General features: G+C 70.6%; 23 protein-coding genes and 1 pseudogene. 9 read left to right on the forward strand and 15 right to left on the reverse strand.

Annotated features, from left to right (window positions below):
- From ACFYWX_RS28010 to ACFYWX_RS28030, 5 genes are all read right to left on the reverse strand, one after another.
- A complete protein-coding gene (locus tag ACFYWX_RS28010) occupies nt 1–609 on the reverse strand; it encodes a hypothetical protein (protein WP_389426875.1) in 609 nt (202 codons plus the stop codon).
- 7 nt (nt 610–616) lie between these two features.
- Nucleotides 617–1,816 carry a cyclic dehypoxanthinyl futalosine synthase gene (mqnC, locus tag ACFYWX_RS28015; protein WP_389426876.1) on the reverse strand — a complete coding sequence of 400 codons (1,200 nt, stop codon included), beginning with the start codon at nt 1,814–1,816 and terminating at the stop codon, nt 617–619.
- Nucleotides 1,817–1,889: 73 nt separating this feature from the next.
- Nucleotides 1,890–2,648: a prepilin peptidase gene (locus ACFYWX_RS28020; protein WP_389426877.1), complete on the reverse strand. Its 759-nt coding sequence runs from the start codon at nt 2,646–2,648 to the stop codon at nt 1,890–1,892.
- Nucleotides 2,649–2,651: 3 nt separating this feature from the next.
- Nucleotides 2,652–4,370, reverse strand: coding sequence for a serine/threonine-protein kinase (locus tag ACFYWX_RS28025; RefSeq protein ID WP_389426878.1), 1,719 nt, complete (start codon nt 4,368–4,370; stop codon nt 2,652–2,654).
- A 123-nt stretch (nt 4,371–4,493) separates the two neighbouring features.
- The gene (locus ACFYWX_RS28030; RefSeq protein ID WP_389426879.1) at nt 4,494–5,342 is read right to left on the reverse strand and encodes a menaquinone biosynthetic enzyme MqnA/MqnD family protein; all 849 of its coding nucleotides are present in this window, start codon (nt 5,340–5,342) and stop codon (nt 4,494–4,496) included.
- Nucleotides 5,343–5,664: 322 nt separating this feature from the next.
- On the opposite strand from ACFYWX_RS28030, the gene ACFYWX_RS28035 reads away from it, so the two are divergent.
- Nucleotides 5,665–5,868: a cold-shock protein gene (locus tag ACFYWX_RS28035; RefSeq protein WP_028805073.1), complete on the forward strand. Its 204-nt coding sequence runs from the start codon at nt 5,665–5,667 to the stop codon at nt 5,866–5,868.
- Nucleotides 5,869–5,930: 62 nt separating this feature from the next.
- Here ACFYWX_RS28035 and ACFYWX_RS28040 read toward each other — a convergent pair whose 3' ends face one another.
- A complete protein-coding gene (locus ACFYWX_RS28040; protein ID WP_389426880.1) occupies nt 5,931–6,503 on the reverse strand; it encodes a helix-turn-helix domain-containing protein in 573 nt (190 codons plus the stop codon).
- A 68-nt stretch (nt 6,504–6,571) separates the two neighbouring features.
- Between ACFYWX_RS28040 and ACFYWX_RS28045 the strand changes: the two genes are divergently transcribed.
- The 4 genes from ACFYWX_RS28045 to ACFYWX_RS28060 all read left to right on the forward strand — a co-directional run bounded on the left by ACFYWX_RS28045 (nt 6,572) and on the right by ACFYWX_RS28060 (nt 9,317).
- Complete coding sequence (locus tag ACFYWX_RS28045; protein ID WP_389426881.1) at nt 6,572–7,270, forward strand: AzlC family ABC transporter permease; 699 nt, start codon at nt 6,572–6,574, stop codon at nt 7,268–7,270.
- Nucleotides 7,267–7,581, forward strand: coding sequence for an AzlD domain-containing protein (locus tag ACFYWX_RS28050; protein WP_389426882.1), 315 nt, complete (start codon nt 7,267–7,269; stop codon nt 7,579–7,581). Before ACFYWX_RS28045 ends, ACFYWX_RS28050 begins: the two co-directional genes overlap by 4 nt.
- Before the next feature lie 40 nt (nt 7,582–7,621).
- On the forward strand, nt 7,622–8,284 hold the full coding sequence (locus ACFYWX_RS28055; RefSeq protein WP_389426883.1) for a class I SAM-dependent methyltransferase: 663 nt from the start codon (nt 7,622–7,624) through the stop codon (nt 8,282–8,284).
- Nucleotides 8,285–8,480: 196 nt separating this feature from the next.
- Complete coding sequence (locus tag ACFYWX_RS28060; RefSeq protein WP_389426884.1) at nt 8,481–9,317, forward strand: calcium-binding protein; 837 nt, start codon at nt 8,481–8,483, stop codon at nt 9,315–9,317.
- 19 nt (nt 9,318–9,336) lie between these two features.
- On the opposite strand, the pseudogene ACFYWX_RS28065 reads toward ACFYWX_RS28060, so the two are convergent.
- A pseudogene (locus ACFYWX_RS28065) lies at nt 9,337–9,519 on the reverse strand (ATP-binding protein); the annotation flags it as partial.
- On the opposite strand from ACFYWX_RS28065, the gene ACFYWX_RS28070 reads away from it, so the two are divergent.
- The 3 genes from ACFYWX_RS28070 to ACFYWX_RS28080 all read left to right on the forward strand — a co-directional run bounded on the left by ACFYWX_RS28070 (nt 9,513) and on the right by ACFYWX_RS28080 (nt 10,939).
- Nucleotides 9,513–9,902: a DUF5753 domain-containing protein gene (locus ACFYWX_RS28070; RefSeq protein ID WP_389426885.1), complete on the forward strand. Its 390-nt coding sequence runs from the start codon at nt 9,513–9,515 to the stop codon at nt 9,900–9,902. The pseudogene ACFYWX_RS28065 and the gene ACFYWX_RS28070 overlap by 7 nt on opposite strands.
- Complete coding sequence (locus ACFYWX_RS28075) at nt 9,899–10,081, forward strand: DUF397 domain-containing protein (RefSeq protein ID WP_389426886.1); 183 nt, start codon at nt 9,899–9,901, stop codon at nt 10,079–10,081. Before ACFYWX_RS28070 ends, ACFYWX_RS28075 begins: the two co-directional genes overlap by 4 nt.
- A gap of 198 nt (nt 10,082–10,279) precedes the next feature.
- Nucleotides 10,280–10,939: an HAD family hydrolase gene (locus ACFYWX_RS28080; RefSeq protein ID WP_389426887.1), complete on the forward strand. Its 660-nt coding sequence runs from the start codon at nt 10,280–10,282 to the stop codon at nt 10,937–10,939.
- Nucleotides 10,940–11,028: 89 nt separating this feature from the next.
- Here the strand turns inward: ACFYWX_RS28080 and ACFYWX_RS28085 are convergent, their stop codons facing one another.
- Together ACFYWX_RS28085 and ACFYWX_RS28090 are read right to left on the reverse strand one after the other, a co-directional pair.
- Nucleotides 11,029–11,508 (reverse strand): hypothetical protein, encoded by a 480-nt coding sequence (locus ACFYWX_RS28085; RefSeq protein WP_389426888.1) that lies wholly within the window; start codon nt 11,506–11,508, stop codon nt 11,029–11,031.
- Nucleotides 11,505–13,421 carry an AMP-dependent synthetase/ligase gene (locus ACFYWX_RS28090; protein WP_389426889.1) on the reverse strand — a complete coding sequence of 639 codons (1,917 nt, stop codon included), beginning with the start codon at nt 13,419–13,421 and terminating at the stop codon, nt 11,505–11,507. The genes ACFYWX_RS28085 and ACFYWX_RS28090 overlap by 4 nt, the downstream gene beginning before the upstream one ends.
- A 486-nt stretch (nt 13,422–13,907) precedes the next feature.
- On the opposite strand from ACFYWX_RS28090, the gene ACFYWX_RS28095 reads away from it, so the two are divergent.
- Nucleotides 13,908–14,741, forward strand: a complete 834-nt coding sequence (locus ACFYWX_RS28095) for a MaoC family dehydratase (protein WP_389426890.1) — start codon at nt 13,908–13,910, stop codon at nt 14,739–14,741.
- On the opposite strand, the gene ACFYWX_RS28100 is transcribed toward ACFYWX_RS28095, so the two are convergent.
- The 6 genes from ACFYWX_RS28100 to ACFYWX_RS28125 form a co-directional block, all read right to left on the reverse strand.
- The gene (locus ACFYWX_RS28100; RefSeq protein ID WP_389426891.1) at nt 14,726–15,400 is read right to left on the reverse strand and encodes a TetR/AcrR family transcriptional regulator; all 675 of its coding nucleotides are present in this window, start codon (nt 15,398–15,400) and stop codon (nt 14,726–14,728) included. The genes ACFYWX_RS28095 and ACFYWX_RS28100 overlap by 16 nt on opposite strands.
- Before the next feature lie 36 nt (nt 15,401–15,436).
- Nucleotides 15,437–15,748, reverse strand: coding sequence for a DUF4229 domain-containing protein (locus ACFYWX_RS28105; RefSeq protein ID WP_389426892.1), 312 nt, complete (start codon nt 15,746–15,748; stop codon nt 15,437–15,439).
- Between the two features lie 111 nt (nt 15,749–15,859).
- Nucleotides 15,860–16,384 (reverse strand): GNAT family N-acetyltransferase, encoded by a 525-nt coding sequence (locus ACFYWX_RS28110; protein WP_389426893.1) that lies wholly within the window; start codon nt 16,382–16,384, stop codon nt 15,860–15,862.
- Nucleotides 16,385–16,408: 24 nt separating this feature from the next.
- Nucleotides 16,409–17,053 (reverse strand): UdgX family uracil-DNA binding protein, encoded by a 645-nt coding sequence (locus tag ACFYWX_RS28115; RefSeq protein ID WP_389426894.1) that lies wholly within the window; start codon nt 17,051–17,053, stop codon nt 16,409–16,411.
- An 88-nt stretch (nt 17,054–17,141) separates the two neighbouring features.
- Nucleotides 17,142–18,305 (reverse strand): aminofutalosine synthase MqnE, encoded by a 1,164-nt coding sequence (gene mqnE / locus ACFYWX_RS28120; RefSeq protein WP_389426895.1) that lies wholly within the window; start codon nt 18,303–18,305, stop codon nt 17,142–17,144.
- A gap of 83 nt (nt 18,306–18,388) precedes the next feature.
- The gene (locus tag ACFYWX_RS28125) at nt 18,389–18,844 is read right to left on the reverse strand and encodes an Lrp/AsnC family transcriptional regulator (RefSeq protein WP_389426896.1); all 456 of its coding nucleotides are present in this window, start codon (nt 18,842–18,844) and stop codon (nt 18,389–18,391) included.
- Nucleotides 18,845–18,889 lie beyond the last annotated feature (45 nt).

Genomic DNA, 18,889 nt, shown 5'->3' on the forward strand with positions numbered 1-18,889 from the left:
TCAGCGTCGCCGGTAGACGATCCGCCCGTCCACCACCGACGCCACGCACGTCCCGGTGGCGCCCCGTTCGGCGAGCGTCGCCTCGTCCGGTACGTCGAAGAAGGCGAACCGCGCGGCGGAGCCCCGCTCTCTCGGCTGCGCGAACTCCACCGGCCAGTCGGAGGCGTACGGGTCGAGCGACGGCACCCCGCCCGGCCGCCCGAGCCGGCCCATGACCCCGATCCCCGAACGGTGGACGACGTCCCGCACCGCACGGTTGCGCAGTTCCTCGCAGGCCGCCACGACCGTGCCGTGCGCCAGCATCCGCTGCACCCCGCGCCGGGCGCTCGCGGCCCAGCGGGCGTCGTCCATGGCCAGCATCGCGAGGGCGTCCCCGAACAACGGCGCGGTGCCCAACTCGTCGGCCTCGCGCGGATCGGGGTGGTACGCCTCCTCCAGCAGCTCGGTGCCGTGCAGGTTGATGAGCCCGGGCGTGAGGATGCCGGGCCACTGGCGCACCCGTGCCCGCGGATGGGCGGCGACGAGCTCCTCCAGCGGGCCGGCCTCGGCGACCCACGCGCCCTTGACGGCGAGCGCCCGGCCCCTGGAGTCGGCGTGAATGGTCAGCACGTACGGCTCAGTTGGAGGCGAGCAGCTTCAGCTCGGGGTGTGCGGTCCCGCCGTCGATCGCCGTGGACGAGATGTGGGACATGACCCGCTCGTCGACCGGGTCGTTCGCCGGGTCGTCGTGCACGACGAGGTGCTCGTACGTCGTGGCCCGCTGGGCCGGGACGCGCCCCGCCTTCCTGATCAGGTCGATGATCTCCAGGCGGTTGGAGCGGTGCTTGGCGCCGGCGGAGGAGACGACGTTCTCCTCCAGCATGATCGAGCCGAGGTCGTCCGCGCCGTAGTGCAGGGAGAGTTGCCCGACCTCCTTGCCGGTGGTCAGCCAGGAGCCCTGGATGTGCGCGATGTTGTCCATGAACAGCCGCGCGATGGCGATCATCCGCAGGTACTCGAAGAGGGTGGCCTGCGTCCGGCCCTTCAGGTGGTTGTTCTCGGGCTGGTAGGTGTACGGGATGAAGGCCCGGAAGCCACCCGTGCGGTCCTGGACGTCACGGATCATCCGCAGGTGCTCGATGCGCTCGGCGTTGGTCTCGCCGGTGCCCATCAGCATGGTGGACGTGGACTCCACGCCCAGCCGGTGCGCGGTCTCCATGATCTCCAGCCAGCGCTCGCCGCTCTCCTTCAGCGGGGCGATGGCCTTGCGCGGCCGCTCGGGCAGCAGCTCCGCACCCGCGCCGGCGAAGGAGTCGAGACCGGCCGCGTGGATGCGCTGGATCGCCTCCTCGACCGACACCTTCGAGATGCGGGCCATGTGCTCGACCTCGCTCGCCCCCAGGCTGTGGATGACGAGCTGCGGGAACGCCTTCTTGATGGCGGAGAAGTGCTCCTCGTAGTACTCGACGCCGTAGTCCGGGTGGTGGCCGCCCTGGAACATGATCTGGGTGCCACCCAGCTCCACGGTCTCGGCGCACCGCCGCAGGATGTCGTCGAGGTCACGGGTCCAGCCCTTGGCCGTGTCCTTCGGCGCCGCGTAGAAGGCGCAGAACTTGCACGCCGTGACGCACACGTTCGTGTAGTTGATGTTGCGCTCGATGATGTACGTCGCGATGTGCTCGGTCCCCGCGTACCTGCGGCGGCGTACGGCGTCGGCGGCGGCGCCCAGCGCGTGCAGGGGGGCGTCGCGGTAGAGGAGGAGCGCCTCCTCGGGGGTGATCCGCCCGCCGTCCGCGGCACGGTCGAGCACAGACTGGAGGTCGGCCTTCTCGGTCACCGGGGGCGTCCCATTCGTCAAGGGTTGTGGACGGACCGAACCAGCCTACGTCAGTGGTTTTCCCGTCAGCACCTCAGGCCGTGAACGCGCCGATGAGCAGCCCGAGGAACGCCCCCACGATCAGGAACGGCCCGAACGGGATCGCCGTCTTGCGGTTCGCCCGCCGCAGGACGACCAGGACACCGCCGTACAACGCCCCCAGCAGGAACCCGGCGAAGGTGCCCAGCATCACCGTCGGCCAGCCGTACCAGCCGAGGGCGGCACCCGCCCCGAGCGCGAGTTTCACGTCGCCGAAGCCCATGCCGCCGGGGTTGATGAGGTGCAGCACGAGGTAGCCGACGCCGAGGGCGAGGGAGCCGAGCAGGGCCGTCGTCCAGTCACCGGCGTGCTCGGGCGCCAGCGCGGCCAGGCCCAGCAGCGCGAGCGCGGCGGCCGCGAGCGACAGGGTGAGCGGGTTGGGCAGCCGCCGCACCCGCAGGTCGACCGCCGCCAGCAACACGCCGACGGGCGCCAGCACCAGCCAGACGGCAAGCTCGGGCCGCGTACCGGTGGCGGCGGCGAGGGCGGCGCAGAGAAAGGCGGTGACCGTGGAAAGCGGCAACGCACGGGGGCCGTACGGCGCCCCCGCGCCCTCCGCTCCCCCCGCACACGCCTCGCACCGCGTCCCTCCGACCCAGCCCCGGATCCGCCCGCCGATCGGATGCCCCTGCGGACAGGTTTCCCGCCACGGCTCCTCGTCCGGCGCCGAGAACCGGTACGCGGCCCTGGGCAGCAGCGCTCCCGACGCCGCACCCCACACCGCGGCCACGAGGATCAGCAGCAGGTCGCTCATGCGCTACTTGACCTTCGTCATCCGGGCCACCGGGCGGCCGGAGCCCTCGCTGTCCGACGCGTACGTGAGGTCGTCGCCGGCGGGGGTCAGGGTGACGGTGTGGGCGCTCTTCACACAGGTGGCCGGATTCGAGTCGGCGGCCACGGACTTGGCGACGATCCGCTTGCCCGTCACGTCCTTCAGGGTGAGGACGTCGACGCAGACCATGGTGCCGAGCGGATCGGTGTTGCGGACGCTGCCCAGCTCCTCCCCCACCGCCGCCTGCTTCACGGTGACCCGGAACGTCCCCATGGGCACGCTGCCGCCGAGTCCGGTGCCCTGCCCCTCCCATGTGCCGAGGTAGCGACCGGGGACTCCGGCCACCTGTGAGGCACCGTCACCCGGCAGGTCACCCACCGTCGGCGCCGACGACGGCGACACGGAGTGACCGCCATCCGCCGAGGTGTCGCTGTCACGATCCTGACCCGGCAACAGGTCGAACACGAACACCGACCCCACCGTCACCGCCGCCAGTGCTCCCGCCACCGCGAGCGCCACGGTGCAGCTCAGCCGCCGCCCCCGCCCACCGTCCCCGGGCGTCGAGGTCGCCGCGACGGACACGGAGAGCCTGCCGGGCCCCTGACCGGACGGCGCCGACGGTACGGCGGTGTCCTGCGGCGACGCGTCGCGCGGCTCCGGCACGAAGGGCAGGGCGTCCACGGGCGGCATGACGGGAGGCGGCCCGAACTCACCCACGGACAACGACGAGCTGCCCACCGAAGGACTGCTGAACTCCACCGGCCCCGACGCCGCCACCCCGGCCGCCCCGGCCACCTCAGCCACCCCCGCCGCCTCAAGGTTCAGCAGCTGTACGGCACTTCGCCCGACCCGCTCCACCAGCGCCCCCGGCAGCCACCCCGCCGCCACCAGCCGGGCCGCGCCCTCCGGAGCGAGCCGTCGGGCCACCTCGCGGGGCGTCGGTCGCGCGGCCGGGTCCTTGGCCAGGCACGCCGACACCACCTCACGCAGCTCGCCGCCCAACTCCCCGAGCCACGGGTCCTCGTGGACGACCTTGTAGAGCAGCGCGGCCGAGGAGTCGCCGGGGAAGGGCGGCTCGCCGGTCGCCGCGTACGCGAGGACCGCGCCGAGGGAGAAGACGTCGGCCGCGCCCGTCGCGCCCTTGCCGAGGATCTGCTCGGGGGACATGTAGCCGGGGGAACCGATCGAGACGCCGGTGGAGGTCAGGGAGGCCGTGCTGTCGGTGGCGCGGGCGATGCCGAAGTCGATGAGCAGCGGGCCGTCCACGGTGAGGAGGACGTTGGACGGCTTCACGTCCCGGTGCACCAGCCCCAGTTCGTGCACCGCCGTGAGCGCCTCGGCCAGCCCCGCGCCCAGGACCCGTACGGTGTGCTCGGGCAGCGGGCCGCCGTCCGCGACGGCACCGGCGAGCGACGGACCCGCCGCGTACGCCGTGGCGACCCAGGGGACCGACGCGTCCGGGTCGGCGTCCAGGACCGGTGCGGTCCACGCGCCGCCCACCCGCCGGGCCGCCTGGACCTCGCGGCGGAAGCGGGCGCGGAACTCCTCGTCGAGCGCGAAGTGCGGGTGCACGATCTTGACGGCGACCGTGCGGCCGCCGGCACTGCGGCCCAGATAGACACGGCCCATTCCGCCGGAGCCGATGCGGCCGAGCAGTCGGTAGGGCCCTATGGCGGTGGGCTCGTCGGCTCCGAGCGGCTGCATGGCGTCCACCTCTCCCCCGTAGGACTCCTCAGCAGATTAGTGCGACGGGGCGGCCGTGCCCTCACTGCTGGAGCAGATCCCCCACTACGGGAACAGATCCCCGCACCGCCGGAACGGTTCCCCTCACCGCTGGAGCAGATCCACCTTCACGTCCGCCGGGAAGCCGGTCGTCGGGCCGACGCGGCGGGCGAACTCGGCGACCGCGGCGAGTTGGGGGCCTGCGAAGCGGAAGTCGAGGGTGGTGAAGTAGCGCTCCAGGACCTCCTCGTCGAAGGACTCCCAGCGGGCCGCCTGCTCGGCGACCTTGCCGACCTCCTCCAGGGAGAGGTTGCGGGAGGCGAGGAAGGCCTCGTGGACCTGGCGGGTGATGACCGGCTCCCGCTCCGCGTAGTCCCGTCGCGCCGCCCACACGGCGAAGACGAACGGCAGCCCGGTCCACTCCTTCCACAGCGAGCCGAGATCGTGCACTTGGAGCCCGTAGCGCGGCCCGTCGAGCAGGTTGGCCCGCAGCGCCGCGTCTCCGATGAGTACGGCCGCCTCCGCCTCCTGCATCATCAGGCTGAGGTCGGGCGGGCAGGTGTAGTAGTCGGGCTGGACTCCGAAGCGTTCCGCCAGCAGCAGCTGGGCGAGGCGGACGGAGGTGCGCGAGGTCGAACCGAGGGCGACCCGGGCGCCGTCGAGCCGGTCCAGCGGGACCTGCGAGACGATCACGCAGGACATGACCGGCCCGTCGCACCCCACGGCGATGTCGGGGAAGGCGACCAGGTCGTCCGCGTTCTTCAGGAACTCGACGAGGGTGATGGGCGCGATGTCGAGGTCTCCCTGCACCAGCTGCTCGCTGAGCTTGTCCGGGGTGTCCTTCGTCAGCTCGAAGTCCAGCAGCGTGCCCGTTCTCGCGAGCCCCCAGTACAGGGGCAGGCAGTTAAGGAACTGAATGTGGCCGACGCGCGGCCGGGTGCGAGAATTGTCCACATCGCGAGGCTAGCCCTCGTGGGGTACGGTTCCCCCTTCAGGGTGCGCCTCGGTCGAGGCTTCGTGTCGCGGGAGTCCCGTCAACCTCACCCACATGGTTTCAAACATCCGAGTGAAGTGATCTTGACCTCTATTGCTTTCGGCTGCCTGCGTGCTAGGCTCGCCGCAAGTTGCAGTTTGGTTTCCCTTGCAGTACAGAGCCTGCGGAGCATGTAACCGCGGGCTCTCGTCGTTTTCAGACGTATGCAGAGTTGTGCGGCATCTTGTTTTCACACTTGCAGGGTTCTGGAGCAGGGCAACCCTTTGGGCCCAAGGAGGGCTTATGGCTACCGGAACCGTGAAGTGGTTCAACGCCGAAAAGGGCTTTGGCTTCATCGCCCAAGAAGGCGGCGGCCCCGACGTCTTCGTTCACTACTCCGCGATCAACGCCTCCGGCTTCCGCTCCCTCGAGGAGAACCAGTCGGTGAGCTTCGACGTCACCCAGGGCCCGAAGGGCCCGCAGGCGGAGAACGTCACTCCCATCTGATCGCGCCGCACAGCAATACCCAAGGAGCCCCGCGCCAACCGGCGACGGGGCTCCTGCCCTTTTCACACGTGCTGCATGACGAGCACGAACGTCGTCCCCGGCACCAGCGCCTCGTACGCGTGCGGCACATCCCCCCGGTAGGTCACGTAGTCCCCCGGGCCCAGCTCCACGCTCTCCCCGACCGGCCCCGCCTTCATCCGCCCCGCACTCACGACCAGATGCTCCACCGAGCCCGGAATGTGCGGCTCCGACACCCGCGCCGCGCCGGGCTCCGCCCGCACCTGGTAGATGTCCCGCCGGGCGCCCGAGGAGCCGGCCGACAGCAGGGTCCCCACGAAGTTGGCCTGCTCCGAGGCGACCGCGGGCCCTTCCCCCGCCCGGATCACCCGCACCGCGGGCGTCGGCGGCTCCACCAGCGCACTGAACGGCACCCCCAGCGCCACGCCCAGCGCCCAGATCGTCTCCATGCTCGGATTGCCGCTCGCCCCCTCCAGCTGCGACAACGTGGACTTCGCGATCCCGGCCCGTTTGGCCAGCTCGGACAGGGACAGCCCGGCGCGCGTGCGTTCGCGGCGCAGGGAGGCGGCGATCCAGTCGAGGGGGAGGCGGGAGGGCTGGGACGCGGCGTCGGACATGTCGTTCGCTCCATCGGTACCTTCGTTCGCCTTGACGAACGCGAGCCATTCTGTTCATTGTAGAAAACATGCGTTCGCTGCTCCGAACACCCTGGACTCCTCTCGTCCGCGACAGCTCCCTCGTCCGCGACAGCTCCCTCGTCTGGCTGGCGAGCGGCATCGTGGGCGTCTCGTTCGGCGCGATCGCCGTGGCCGGCGGCCTTCCGGTGTGGGTGCCGGTGGTGATGTCCCTGATCGTGTACGCGGGCTCCGCCCAGTTCAGCGCGGTCGGCGTACTGCTGGCCGGGGGCGGTCCGTTCGCCGCTGCGGCCACCGGGCTGCTCCTCAACACCCGCACCGCGGCCTACAGCCTCGCCGTCGCGGACGTACTGGGCCGGGGACGCCTCGCCCGCTTCGTCGGCGCGCACCTCGTGACCGACGAGACGGTGGCGTTCGCCCTCGCCCAGCCCGACCCGGTACGGCGCCGGAGCGCGTTCTGGATCTCCGGGCTCGGTCTCTTCACCACCTGGAACGTGTCCGTGCTGGCCGGAGCCCTCGCCGGCAGGGCCCTGGGCGACACCGCCCGCTTCGGCCTGGACGCCGCCTTCCCCGCCGTACTCGTGGCGCTCGTCCTGCCCGCACTGCGCGAGGACGCGCGCGTACGGCGGGCCGCGCTGCCCGGCGCGGCGGTCGCCCTGGCGGTGACGCCGATCGTCCCGGCCGGGGTGCCGGTGCTGGCGGCCCTGACCGGGCTCGCCGCCCTGTACCGCCGAAAGGGGACGGCATGAGCGCGACGGTCGCCATGATCCTGGCGCTGGCGGTGGGGACGTACGCCTTCCGCCTGGTGGGCCCCGTCCTGCACGGGCGGATCGACATCTCCCCCCGCGTCCAGGAACTGCTGTCGACGGGAGCCGTCGTCCTCCTGGTCGCCCTGCTGGCCACCGGAGCACTCACCGAGACCGGCCACTTCGCCGGGTGGGCGCGCCCGGCCGGGGTGCTCGTGGGCGGCCTACTCGCCTGGCGGCGGGCGCCGTTCGTGGTGGTCGTGCTGGGAGCGGCGGGCACGACGGCCCTGCTGCGGGCGGCCGGGTTGGCGTGAGCGACGCACTTGTCAGTGGCCGCCGCTAGGCTCCCCCGCCATGACCCAGACCCCCGACTTCCTGACCGCGACGCGGACCTTCTACGACACGATCGCCGCCGACTACGCCCATAACTTCCGGGAGGGGCTGGCGAGAAGGCCCCTGGAGCGGGCCCTGCTCACCACGTTCGCGGAGCTGGTGGGGAACGCGGGCCAGGTCGCCGACCTCGGCTGCGGCCCGGGACGAGAGACGGCGTACCTCGCCTCCCTCGGCCTCCCGGTGTTCGGGCTGGACCTGTCGGAGGGGATGCTGGCCGTGGCCCGGCGCGAGAACCCGGGGCTGCGGTTCGAGCAGGGCTCGATGCTGGAGCTGGACCTCCCGGACGGCGAGCTCGCGGGCGTGTTGTGCTGGTACTCCTCCATCCACACCCCCGTGGACCTACTCCCCTCCCTGTTCGCGGAGTTCCACCGCGTCCTGGCCCCCGGCGGCCACCTGCTCCTCGCCTTCCAGACGGGCGACGAGCCCCGCCACCTCGACGGGCCGTGGGGTCACCCGGTGGCGCTCGACTTCCAGCGCAGGCAGCCGGACACCATCGCCGGGCTGCTGAGGACCGCCGGGTTCGCGCTCCACTCACGAGCGGTGCGCGAACCCGACGACGCCCTGGGCGACACCGCCCCGCAGGCCTTCCTGATCGCCCGCAAAGAATCACGGGCGGCCGAGTGAATCAGGTCGGGGTAATGGGGCATCACCAAAAGCGGAATTGAACACTCCTTTGACGTCCGGTTAATCAGAGCGTGCGCCAGGACGCCAGGTCCGTGAAGCCGCGGAATGCGCCCTTTCCCGGCGCAACTCGCCCACCTGATCCAGTGTCAAACAGACGATCGCAGAAAGCAGAGAAACCGCGAAGGGTCACTTCCGTATGCGCACGTACCGAACCATCGCCGCCACCGCAACCCTCGCCTTAACCCTGGGTGGTGCCTTCCTCGCGGCGCCCGCCGCACAGGCGGCCCCCGCGGCCACGGCCTCCCTCGTCCACTACCAGGGCGAGCTCTGGTACAAGGCCGCGCCCGGCCAGACGAACCGCCTGACCGTCTCCGCGAAGGTCGTGGAGAGGACGGAGTTCGAGTCCGACTACGTCCTCACCTTCCGCGACCGCGTCACCATCACCCTGGCCGCCGCCGAGTGCACGTACCCCTCGGCGGCCGACCACACCGTCGCCCAGTGCGTGGTCCCCGCCCCCCTCGGCTCCGACGACTCCGACATCTACGACGTCGACCTCGGCGACCGCGACGACACGGCCACCATCCCCGCCGGCAACTCGGCGTACGCCGGAATCCACGGCGGCACCGGCAACGACGTCATCCGAGGCAGCGGAGCGTCCGTCCTCTACGGCGAGGCCGGCAACGACCGCCTCGAAGGAGGCGGCGGCGTCTGGGGCCTCGGTTCCTTCGGCGGCCCCGGCAACGACACCCTCACCGCCTGCCACTACGAGTGCCACGGCGGCGCCGGCAACGACTCCCTGACCGGCGACACCGAGGAGATCGAGAACAACCTCTTCGGCGACGACGGCAACGACGTGCTGCATGGCCGCACGGGCGCGGACGTGCTGTACGGGGGCAAGGGCAACGACAAGCTGTACGGCGAGCAGGGCAACGACGTGCTGTACGGCAACAGCGGGAACGACGTGCTGTACGGGGGGCCGGGGAGGGACCGACTGTCGGGCGGGCCGGGGACGGACAGGGAGTATCAGGGCTGAGGCCGAAGGGGCGGGGGCGGGGCACCCGCCCATGGGTCACCGCGTTCGCCGCGAGCTCTGCCACGACGTGCTGTGCGGTCGCGCTCACGTCACTGTCGTACGGGTGCCCCCACTCCGCGAGCTGCTGCGCGGTCAGGCGCCGGGCCAGTCGGGCACCGCGCGGCGGAGACAATCGAGAAGCGCGTTGCCGACCGGATGGCACGCCAGCAGCTCTTCGACCCCTGGCCGTCGCCGACGTTCAGCTTCGTGCTGGACGAAAGCGTGCTGTTGCGCCCCATCGGCGGACGCGAGGTGCACGCCGAGCAGTTGCAGAACCTCCTGCGCATCGGCAGCCTCCGGGCGGTCGAGCTTCAGGTGATGCCGATGGACCGCGAGGAACAGCCCAGCATGGACGGGCCGTTCAACCTCCTGACCGTCAAGAAGGGCGAGCAGGTAGCGTACGTGGAGATCCACACGTATCCACGACTCATCACGGACGCGGAAGAGGTACGTGTCCTGAGCGAGCGCTACGGACTCCTCAGGGCGCAAGCCCTCAGGCCCAACGAGTCGCTGGGCCTGATCGAGAAACTGCGGGGACAGCTATGAGCGCCGAGGAACTCAGCTGGTTCAAGAGCAGCTACAGCAGCGGCGGGGGCGGCGAGTGCCTTGAAATCGCCACCTGCGCCCAGGCCGTCCACCTCCGTGACTCCAAGCGGCCCGCCGATCCTCACGTAACTCTCTCCGCCGCCGCCTGGGGCGACTTCCTCACGTCCGTCACGAAGTGATCGTTGGGTCCGCCCGCTTCTTTGTCAGTGTCGTGCTTCCACGGCCCGCCTCAAGGGCGCTTCGCGTCGGCTGCGCCGATCGGCCTGCGGCCGCCCCTTGACCCGGTCCGCTCCAGCACGGGTGAGAAGCGAGCGAGCGGACGCAACAGCAACCGAACCGACACGCGCCCAGGGATCCAAGTCCCGTTGACTAGAGGCATGCAGCGACTCGCACTCTTCGACCTCGACGGCACCCTCGTAGACCGGCAAGCGGCGTTCACGGCGTGGGCCAAAGAGTTCGCTGAGGAGCGGGAGCTTGGGGAGGGGGCCGTGGGATGGCTGTGTGCTGCTGATGGGCGGGGGCGCGTCTCTCGGGAGCGGTTCTTTCACGACGTACGGGAGCGATTCGGTCTGGACCAGCCCGCCCTTGAGTTGTGGGGCCGGTTCCGTGAGCGTATGCCGGAGTTCGTGCGGTGTGACTCCGGTGTGCTGGACGGTCTCGCGTGGTTGCGGGCGTCGGGGTGGCTCGTGGGGATCGTCAGTAACGGGATGGCCGACATCCAGCTGAGGAAGCTCGAGCGGACCGGGCTCCGGGACGCGGTCGACGGGTACTGCATCTCCGGTGCCGTTCACATACGTAAGCCCGACGTCCGTATCTTTCAACTCGCCGCCCACCGGTGCGGGGCCGGCTCCGTCGCCGGGGGCTGGATGGTCGGCGATCACCCCGAACATGACATCCTCGGTGGCCACGCAGCCGGACTGCGCACCATCTGGGTCAGGCAGGATGGCATCTGGCCGTCGGACGTATCCGCCCCGCACGCCGACCGGGTCGTCTCGGACATCACCGCCGCCATCGGGACTCTCCTCCACGACAGCTGACACCGCGCCCTCGGTCGGGTCAATGGCCGAACAGGGGCACAGGAGACCGACCGTCTCGTGGACACGGCGCTGAAGAGCAACAGCCCCGTCTAATGCCCGTAATTCCCGGCGGAGAGGGCCGCCTCGTAGGACTGCCTCGCGAACACGTACGGGCCCATCCTCAGCTCTCCCCACTCCTCCCGGTGTGGCTGCCGGAAGGACGACCAGGTGATGGTCGTGGGTGTCACCGTGATGCGGGCCAGCAGGGGCCAGCACTCCCAGATGCCGCAGGTGCAGCCGAGCACGGGGGTGTCGTCGGCGGGAGTGAGGAAGTGGTTCGGGTCGGTGAACTCCGTGGCGGGGAGGCCTTCGTGCTGGGTGAGGACCAGCTCGGCCTCCTCCTCCGGCGTCTCGAACTCGTCCTCCAGCTCCTGGTGCCACAGTTCACGCGTCGCGTCCGCCACCAAGGTGCGCAGGTCCGTGCCGTCGATCCGCACGCCCCACACCAGCACCGCCTCGTTCTCGGAGGAGGGGTGCTGGAAGAACTCGATCTCGGTGTCGGTGTCGGTGTCGATGTCGGTGTCGTTCACTTCGCGTACAACGCCTCCACCTCCGCCGCGAAGTCCCGCATGATGGCCTCGCGGCGGAGCTTCATGGACGGGGTCAGGTGGCCGGTCGTCTCCGTGAAGTCGGTGGGGAGGACGGTGAAGCGGCGGATGGACTCGGGGCGGGAGACGAGCTTGTTGGCTTCGTCGACCGCGCGTTGCAGGACCGCGTTGAGGTCCTCGTCGCCGATGAGGAGTTCGGCCGGGACCGGGTGCTTGCCGTTCATCTGGCGCCAGTGGGTGAGGCCGTCGGGGTCGAGGGTGATCAGTGCGGAGACGTAGGGGCGGGCGTCGCCGAGGACGATGCACTGGGAGATCAGTGGGTGGGAGCGCAGCCAGTTCTCCAGTGGGGCGGGGGCCACGCTCTTGCCGCCGGCCGTGATGATCATTTCCTTCTTGCGGCCGGTGATCGTGAGGTAGCCCTCGTCGTCCAGTTCGCCTATGTCGCCCGTCGGCAGCCAGCCGTCGGGGGCCGCCGGGACGACTCCGCCCGCCGCCGGGTCCCAGTAGCCGCGCAGGACGTGGTCGCCGCCGATGAGGATCTCGCCGTCGGCGGCGATGCGGACTCTCGTCCCCGGCATCGGCCAACCCACGGTCCCCAGGCGCGGTTTCATCGGGGGCGTCACCGTCGACGCGCCTGTCGTCTCCGTCAGGCCGTAGCCCTCGTAGATCTCGATGCCGGCGCCCAGGTAGAACGAGGAGAGGCGGCGGCCGAGGGGGGAGCCGCCGCAGATGGCGTGGCGGACGCGGCCGCCCATGGCGTTACGGATGCGGCGGTAGACCAGGGGGTCGTAGAAGGTGCGGGCGGCGCGCAGGGCCGTGGAGGGGCTGGAGCCGGTGCCCGTCTTGTGGGCCTCGACCGCTTCGCCGTAGCGGCGGGCGACCGATGCCGCGCGGTCGAAGGAGGAGAGGCGGCCGCCGGACTCGGCGCGGGCGCGGGCGGTGTTGAAGATCTTCTCCAGCATGTACGGGATGGCCAGGAGGCAGGTCGGGCGGAAGCTCGCCAGGTCGGGGAGGAGCTCCTCGGCCTTCAGGCTGGGGGCGTGGCCCAGGCGGACGCGGGCGCGTACGCAGGCGATGGCCACCATCCGGCCGAACACGTGGGACATCGGGAGGAACAGCAGGATCGACACCTCGTCGTTCGACCTCGACTTGAAGATCGGGTAGAGGAGTTCGATCGCGTTGTCGACCTCGGCGAAGAAGTTGCCGTGGGTGAGGACGCAGCCCTTGGGGCGGCCGGTGGTGCCGGAGGTGTAGATCAGGGTGGCGAGGGTGTCCGGGACCAGCATTCCGCGCCGTACGGCGACTTCCTGGTCGGGGAGGTGCGCGCCCAGTTCCTCGAGTCGGTCGAGGTGGCCCTTCTCGATGACCCACATGTGCTGGAGGTCGGGCAGTCGGTCGCGTTCGGGGCCGATGGCGGCGGCCTGGCTGACGCTCTCGGTGATCAGGGCGACCGCGCCGGAGTCCTGGAGGATCCAGCGGGTCTGGAAGACGGAGGAGGTCGGGTAGACGGGCACGGTCACCAGGCCGGCCGCCCACGCGGCGAAGTCGAGGAGTGTCCACTCGTATCGCGTCCGTGCCATGACGGCGACCCGGTCGCCCGGTACCAGGCCCTCGGCGATGAGGCCCTTGGCGACGGCGAGGACCTGTGCGGCGAACTCGGCGGCCGTGACGTCGACCCAGGTGCCGTCCTGGGTCTTGCGGCTGATGACGATCGCGTCGGGGGCGGCGGCCGCGTTGTCGAAGGGCAGGTCGGCGAGCGAGCCGTGGGTGACGGGCAGGGCGAAGGGGGGCATCGAGGCCTCGCGTACGACTCCGTCGAGTCGGCGGGTCTCGGGGGCGACGAGGGTGGGGGGAGCGTCGTCGTAGCTGGCGGTGGTGGAGTACGGCGTGGACACGGGCGGCTCCCTGGGCGTGCAGCGGTGAACTGCTTGCTGCAAATACGTACGTGCCCCGCGTGGCGAAGCGTTCACCGACGGTGGCGACAGGAAATGGTTACCGGCGGTTAGGTACGGGGATAGTACGGGGCTGCTGTGGTGGGTTTGTGCGGGTACGGCGGCGATCCGGGGCCAGGCCTGTGCAACCTCGGGGGTTATGTGAGTGACCCTCACGTACGTCCCGAGCTGCCCTGACCTAGACTTACCCACGGTAACCTGACTTCGGAGCAAGTACCGGAGCAAGTACCGGAGCAAGTACTGCGGCAAGGACCGGAGCATTTCCGGAGCAAGTGACGAGCACGCCTTCGCGCCGAGCCCTGGGGAGATCGACATGGCCGATCGCTGTCTGAGCTTCACCGGCACCGCGCTCCGGCTCGCGCATCCGGCGTCGGGAGCGGTCAACGGACAGGTGGTACGGGTCTGCGGGCAGAGCCTGCTGGGGGCCTGATGACTCTCCTCACCCGTTCCCCCGCCCTCGCCCCGCTGCTCGCCCGGGGCGCCCTCCTGTCCCCCTTCAAGCATCCCCGCCCGGACGCCGACTTCCCCCGCACCCCGCTCGTCCTGCCCGGCGTGCGCGTCGACCTCGCGCGTCTGGCCGCCTACGAGCGGGTGTGCGGCTTCGCCACCGGCGAGGACGCCCTGCCGATCACCTATCCGCACGTTCTCGGCTTCCCGCTGGCGATGAGCCTGATGAGCGGCCGGGACTTCCCGCTCCCGCTGCTCGGCCTGGTCCACACGTCGATCGACATCACCCGGCACACCGCGCTCGCGACGACGACGGCGTACGAACTCACCGTCCACGTGGAGGGGTTGGCGCCGCACCGGCGCGGCACGGAGGCGGCCGTCGTCACCGGGCTGCGGGCCGGGGCGGACGTGGTGTGGGAGTCGCGGAGCACCTATCTGGCGCGGCACCGCACGGGCGCCCTTCCCGCACAGGCCCCGGAGCGGGAGCGGGCGCCGCTCCCCCACGTCGCAGAGTGGCGGCTGGGCGCCGACGTCGGGCGGCACTACGGGGCCGCGTCCGGCGACCGCAACCCCATCCACCTGTACCCGCTCACCGCCCGCCTCTTCGGCTTCCCCCGGGCCATCGCCCACGGCATGTGGACCGTCGCCCGCTGCCTCGCCGCCCACGGCACCCCGCGGGCCGCCCGGGTGCGGGCGGAGTTCCGGGCGCCGGTGCTGCTGCCGGGGACGGTGGAGTACGCGGCGGACGGGGGGCGGTTCGAGCTGCGGGGCGATCAGAAGGTGCACGTGGCGGGGAGTGTTCAGCCGCTGCCGTGAGCGACCAGCTCGTCCGGCGACGGCGGCGGTGCCCACGACCGCCCCGCCATCAGGCTGCCCAGGCCCGCCCACGCGAAGTTCATCAGGGTCGTCGCCGTCTGCCGGGCCGTGACGCCCTCCGTGGTGTTGGCCCAGGCGGCGAGCGCCTCGGCGGCGCCCACGAGGGCCTCGGCGAGCCCTGCGACCTCGCTCTCCTGCAGGTCGGGGTCGCGGTGGGCGTCCCGCGCCGCGACCGCGATCAGCTCGGTCACGAACGCGACGATCTCCTCGCGCATCGCGGCGACCTCGGCGGCGAACGGCTCGCCGTGGGTACGGGCCTGGAGGTGCAGCACCGACCAGGCGTCCGGGTGGTGCGCGGTGTGCGTGAAGAACGCCAGCAGGCCGTCCCAGAGTTGACGATCGGCGGGCAGCTCGGGGTGGACGCCGGCGCGGACGGCCTCGGTGAGGGCCTTCGCCTCGCGGCGGATGCAGGCCGTGAAGAGGTCTTCCTTGGAGTTCAGGTAGAGGTACACCAACGGCTTGGACACGCCCGCGAGTTCGGCGATGTCGTCCATCGAGGCGGCCATGTACCCGCGTTGCCCGAAGGTCCGTACGGCGGCGTCCAGCATCTGCTGCTCACGGACGGCACGCGGCATCCGCTTACCCTTCACGGCACCCATGGGCAAAGCGTAGTTGGGGCCGCGGCGGGTGCACCCCTACGATGCCTGGCCCTGCGTCTGCCCCTGGGCCCGGGCGCTGTCGTCGGCGCTGTCCTCCTGGGTGCGGTTCGCCTCCAGGTTCGCCTTGACCCGGTCCACCTTCTGCACGACCTGGAGCGACGCGCGGTCCCGCTCCTTGCGCAGCACGACGAAGCTGATCGGGGCGGAGAGCACCAGCGACAGCAGGACGACCCACATGCCGTTGGACGCGCCGAGGCCGCGCGGGACGACGCCGGAGTAGACGAGGCCCCAGACGACCACGAAGCAGGCCACGAAGACCCCGAGGCGCATCAGCGTGTAGCGGAGCATCTCAATCCACTCTTCCGTGTCGAACGGTTCCAAAGGTTTCAACGGTTCCAACGACCCCAAAGGGCCACCGTCCAGTGAAGCACGCCCGGGCCCCGATCTTGCAGGGGCCCCTCACGTCAGGGGCAGCAGCATGACGACGTCGTCGCGGTCTTCGTCGGGAGCCACGCGGATCGCGCCGGGTATGCGGCCGACCTCCTTGTAACCGCAGGAGCCGTAGAAGCGCTCCAGGCCGAGGCCGCCACGGCAGGTGAGGCGGATCGCCTCGATGCCGTCGAGGGTGCGGGCCGCGTCGGCGGCGGCGGCCAGCAGGTCGTGGCCGTACCCCTTGCCCTGGTGCCGTGGGTGCACCATCACCGTGTACAGCCACAGCCAGTGGGTCATCAGCCGGTGGGTGTTGAAGGTGAGGAACGCCGTCGCGGCCACCCGTCCCTCCTCGTCGTGCCCCACGAGGAGCCGGGCCCGCTCCTCGCTCATCGCGACGAAGTGCTTCACGAGCTCCGGGCGTATCTCCTCCCGGCTCACCGGCGGCACGAACCCGACGGCCCCGCCGGCGTTGCTGACGTCGGCCCACAGATCGATCAGACCGTCCCGCAGGGTGGGCGTGACGGCGGGGTCAAGCGTGAAAGTAAGGGGCATAGGCGCATAGTATCCATTACGGGATTACGAGAGCGCCCGCGCCGCCACCTCCAGATCCGCGACCAGCCCTCGGTACGCCGCCTCCCGGTCGTCCGCCCGCAGCACCGCCGACGGGTGCACGGTCGGCACCAGCCGCTCCGGCCGCCCGTGGATCTCCTCCTCCAGCACCGTCCCCCGCACCTGCGTGACCCGGAACGACGACCCCAGCAGCGCCTTCCCCGCCGTCGCCCCGAGCACCACGATCAGCTCGGGCTTCACGACCGCCAACTCGGCGGCGAGCCACGGCCCGCAGGCGGTCATCTCGCGCAGGCTGGGCGCCTTGTGGATCCGGCGCTTGCGGGGCTCGGCCTGGGTGAACTTGAAGTGCTTGACGGCGTTGGTGACATACGCGTCCGCTGGGTTGATGCCGGCGTCCTCCAGGGCTCGGTCGAGCAGTTTCCCCGCCGGGCCGACGAACGGCTTGCCCTGCCGGTCCTCCTGGTCGCCGGGCTGCTCGCCTACGAGCATGACGCGGGCGTGTTCGCTGCCCGCGCCGAAGACCGTTTGGGTGGCGTTCTGGTGCAGGGGGCAGCCACGGCAGCCGACGGCGGCCTTGCGCAAGGCGCTGAGACCGCCGTGGTCGGGGACGAAGGGGTCGGCGGTGTAAGCGTCCTCGGGTGCAGTGGTCACGGGGCCCGAGTACCCAGCCGACGCGAGGATGCCGACCAAAGGGGCGCGGGGAGCTGCGCGACCAGCCCCCAACGACTCGCCGTCGAACTCACACCCGCATCGGCTGCGGGGCCTCCCGGCGCGCCGGGTCCGGGCCGTCGTACTCGCGGATGATCTCGTACCGCGTGTTCCGCTCCACCGGACGGAAGCCCGCGTCGCGGATCAGGTCCAGCAGGTCCTCGCGGGTCAGCTTGTTCGGCGTGCCGTAGTTGTCGGCGTCGTGTGTGATCTTGTACTCGACGACCGAGCCGTCCATGTCGTCGGCGCCGTGCTGGAGCGCGAGCTGGGCGGTCTGGACGCCGTGCATGACCCAGAAGACCTTGACGTGCGGGACGTTGTCGAACAGCAGCCGGGAGACCGCGAAGGTCTTCAGGGCTTCGGCGCCGGTCGCCATCTGTGTCCGGGCCTGGAGCCGGTTGCGGACCTTGCCGTCCTGCATGTCCACGAAGTCGTGCTGGTAGCGCAGCGGGATGAAGACCTGGAAGCCACCGGTCTCGTCCTGGAGCTCCCGCAGCCGCAGCACGTGGTCGACGCGGTGGCGGGGCTCCTCGATGTGGCCGTAGAGCATGGTGCTCGGGGTCTTCAGACCCTTCTCGTGCGCCAGCCGGTGGATGCGCGACCAGTCCTCCCAGTGGGTCCGGTGGTCGACGATGTGCTGCCGGACCTCCCAGTCGAAGATCTCCGCGCCACCGCCGGTCAACGACTCCAGACCCGCGTCGATGAGCTCGTCGAGGATCTCGGACGCGGAGAGCCCCGAGATGGTCTCGAAGTGGTGGATCTCCGTCGCCGTGAACGCCTTCAGCGACACGTTCGGCAGCGCGGCCTTCAGCTCCCGCAGCGAGCGCGGGTAGTACCGCCACGGCAGGTTCGGGTGGAGCCCGTTGACGATGTGCAGCTCGGTGAGGTTCTCGCCCTCCATCGCCTTGGCGAGCTTGACGGCCTCCTCGATGCGCATCGTGTACGCGTCCTTCTCACCCGGCTTGCGCTGGAACGAGCAGTAGGCGCAGGACGCCGTGCACACGTTCGTCATGTTGAGGTGCCGGTTGACGTTGAAGTGGACGACATCGCCGTTCTTCCGCGTCCGCACCTCGTGCGCGAGGCCGCCGAGCCACGCCAGGTCGTCCGACTCGTACAGCGCGATGCCGTCCTCGCGAGTCAGCCGCTCACCGGAACGGACCTTCTCCTCCAGCTCGCGCTTGAGCCCGACATCCATGGTCACACCTCTCCTAGACAGACTTCGTAGACGGTACTCCCCCGCCCTTCGGGCGGGCGGCGCCCCCGTACGGCGCTTCGCGCCTACACCTCTTCGGGCAGCTCTCCGACCCGGTTCTCCCACTTCGTGGAGAGCACGATCGTCGTACGCGTCCTGGAGACGCCCTTGGTCCCGGACAGCCGCCGGATGATCTTCTCCAGACCGTCGACATCCGTCGCCCGCACCTTGAGCATGAACGAGTCGTCGCCGGCGATGAACCAGCAGTCCTCGATCTCGCTGAGGTCCTTCAGCCGGGCCGCCACGTCCTCGTGGTCGGCGGCGTCGGAGAGCGAGATGCCGATCAGGGCGATGACGCCGAGGCCCAGCGAGGCGGAGTGCACGGTGGCGCGGTAGCCGGTGATGACACCGGCCGCCTCCAGCCGGTTGATGCGGTCGGTGACGCTGGGTCCCGACAGGCCGACGAGGCGTCCCAGCTCCGCGTAGGAGGCCCGGCCGTTCTCCCTCAGGGCCTGGATGAGCTGCCTGTCCACCGCGTCCATGCGATCGAAGCCTTCCACTGAAAATTCTGAGTGATGAGAGGTAAT

The organism is Streptomyces sp. NPDC002888 (genome assembly GCF_042888465.1).
GTDB lineage: Bacteria > Actinomycetota > Actinomycetes > Streptomycetales > Streptomycetaceae > Streptomyces.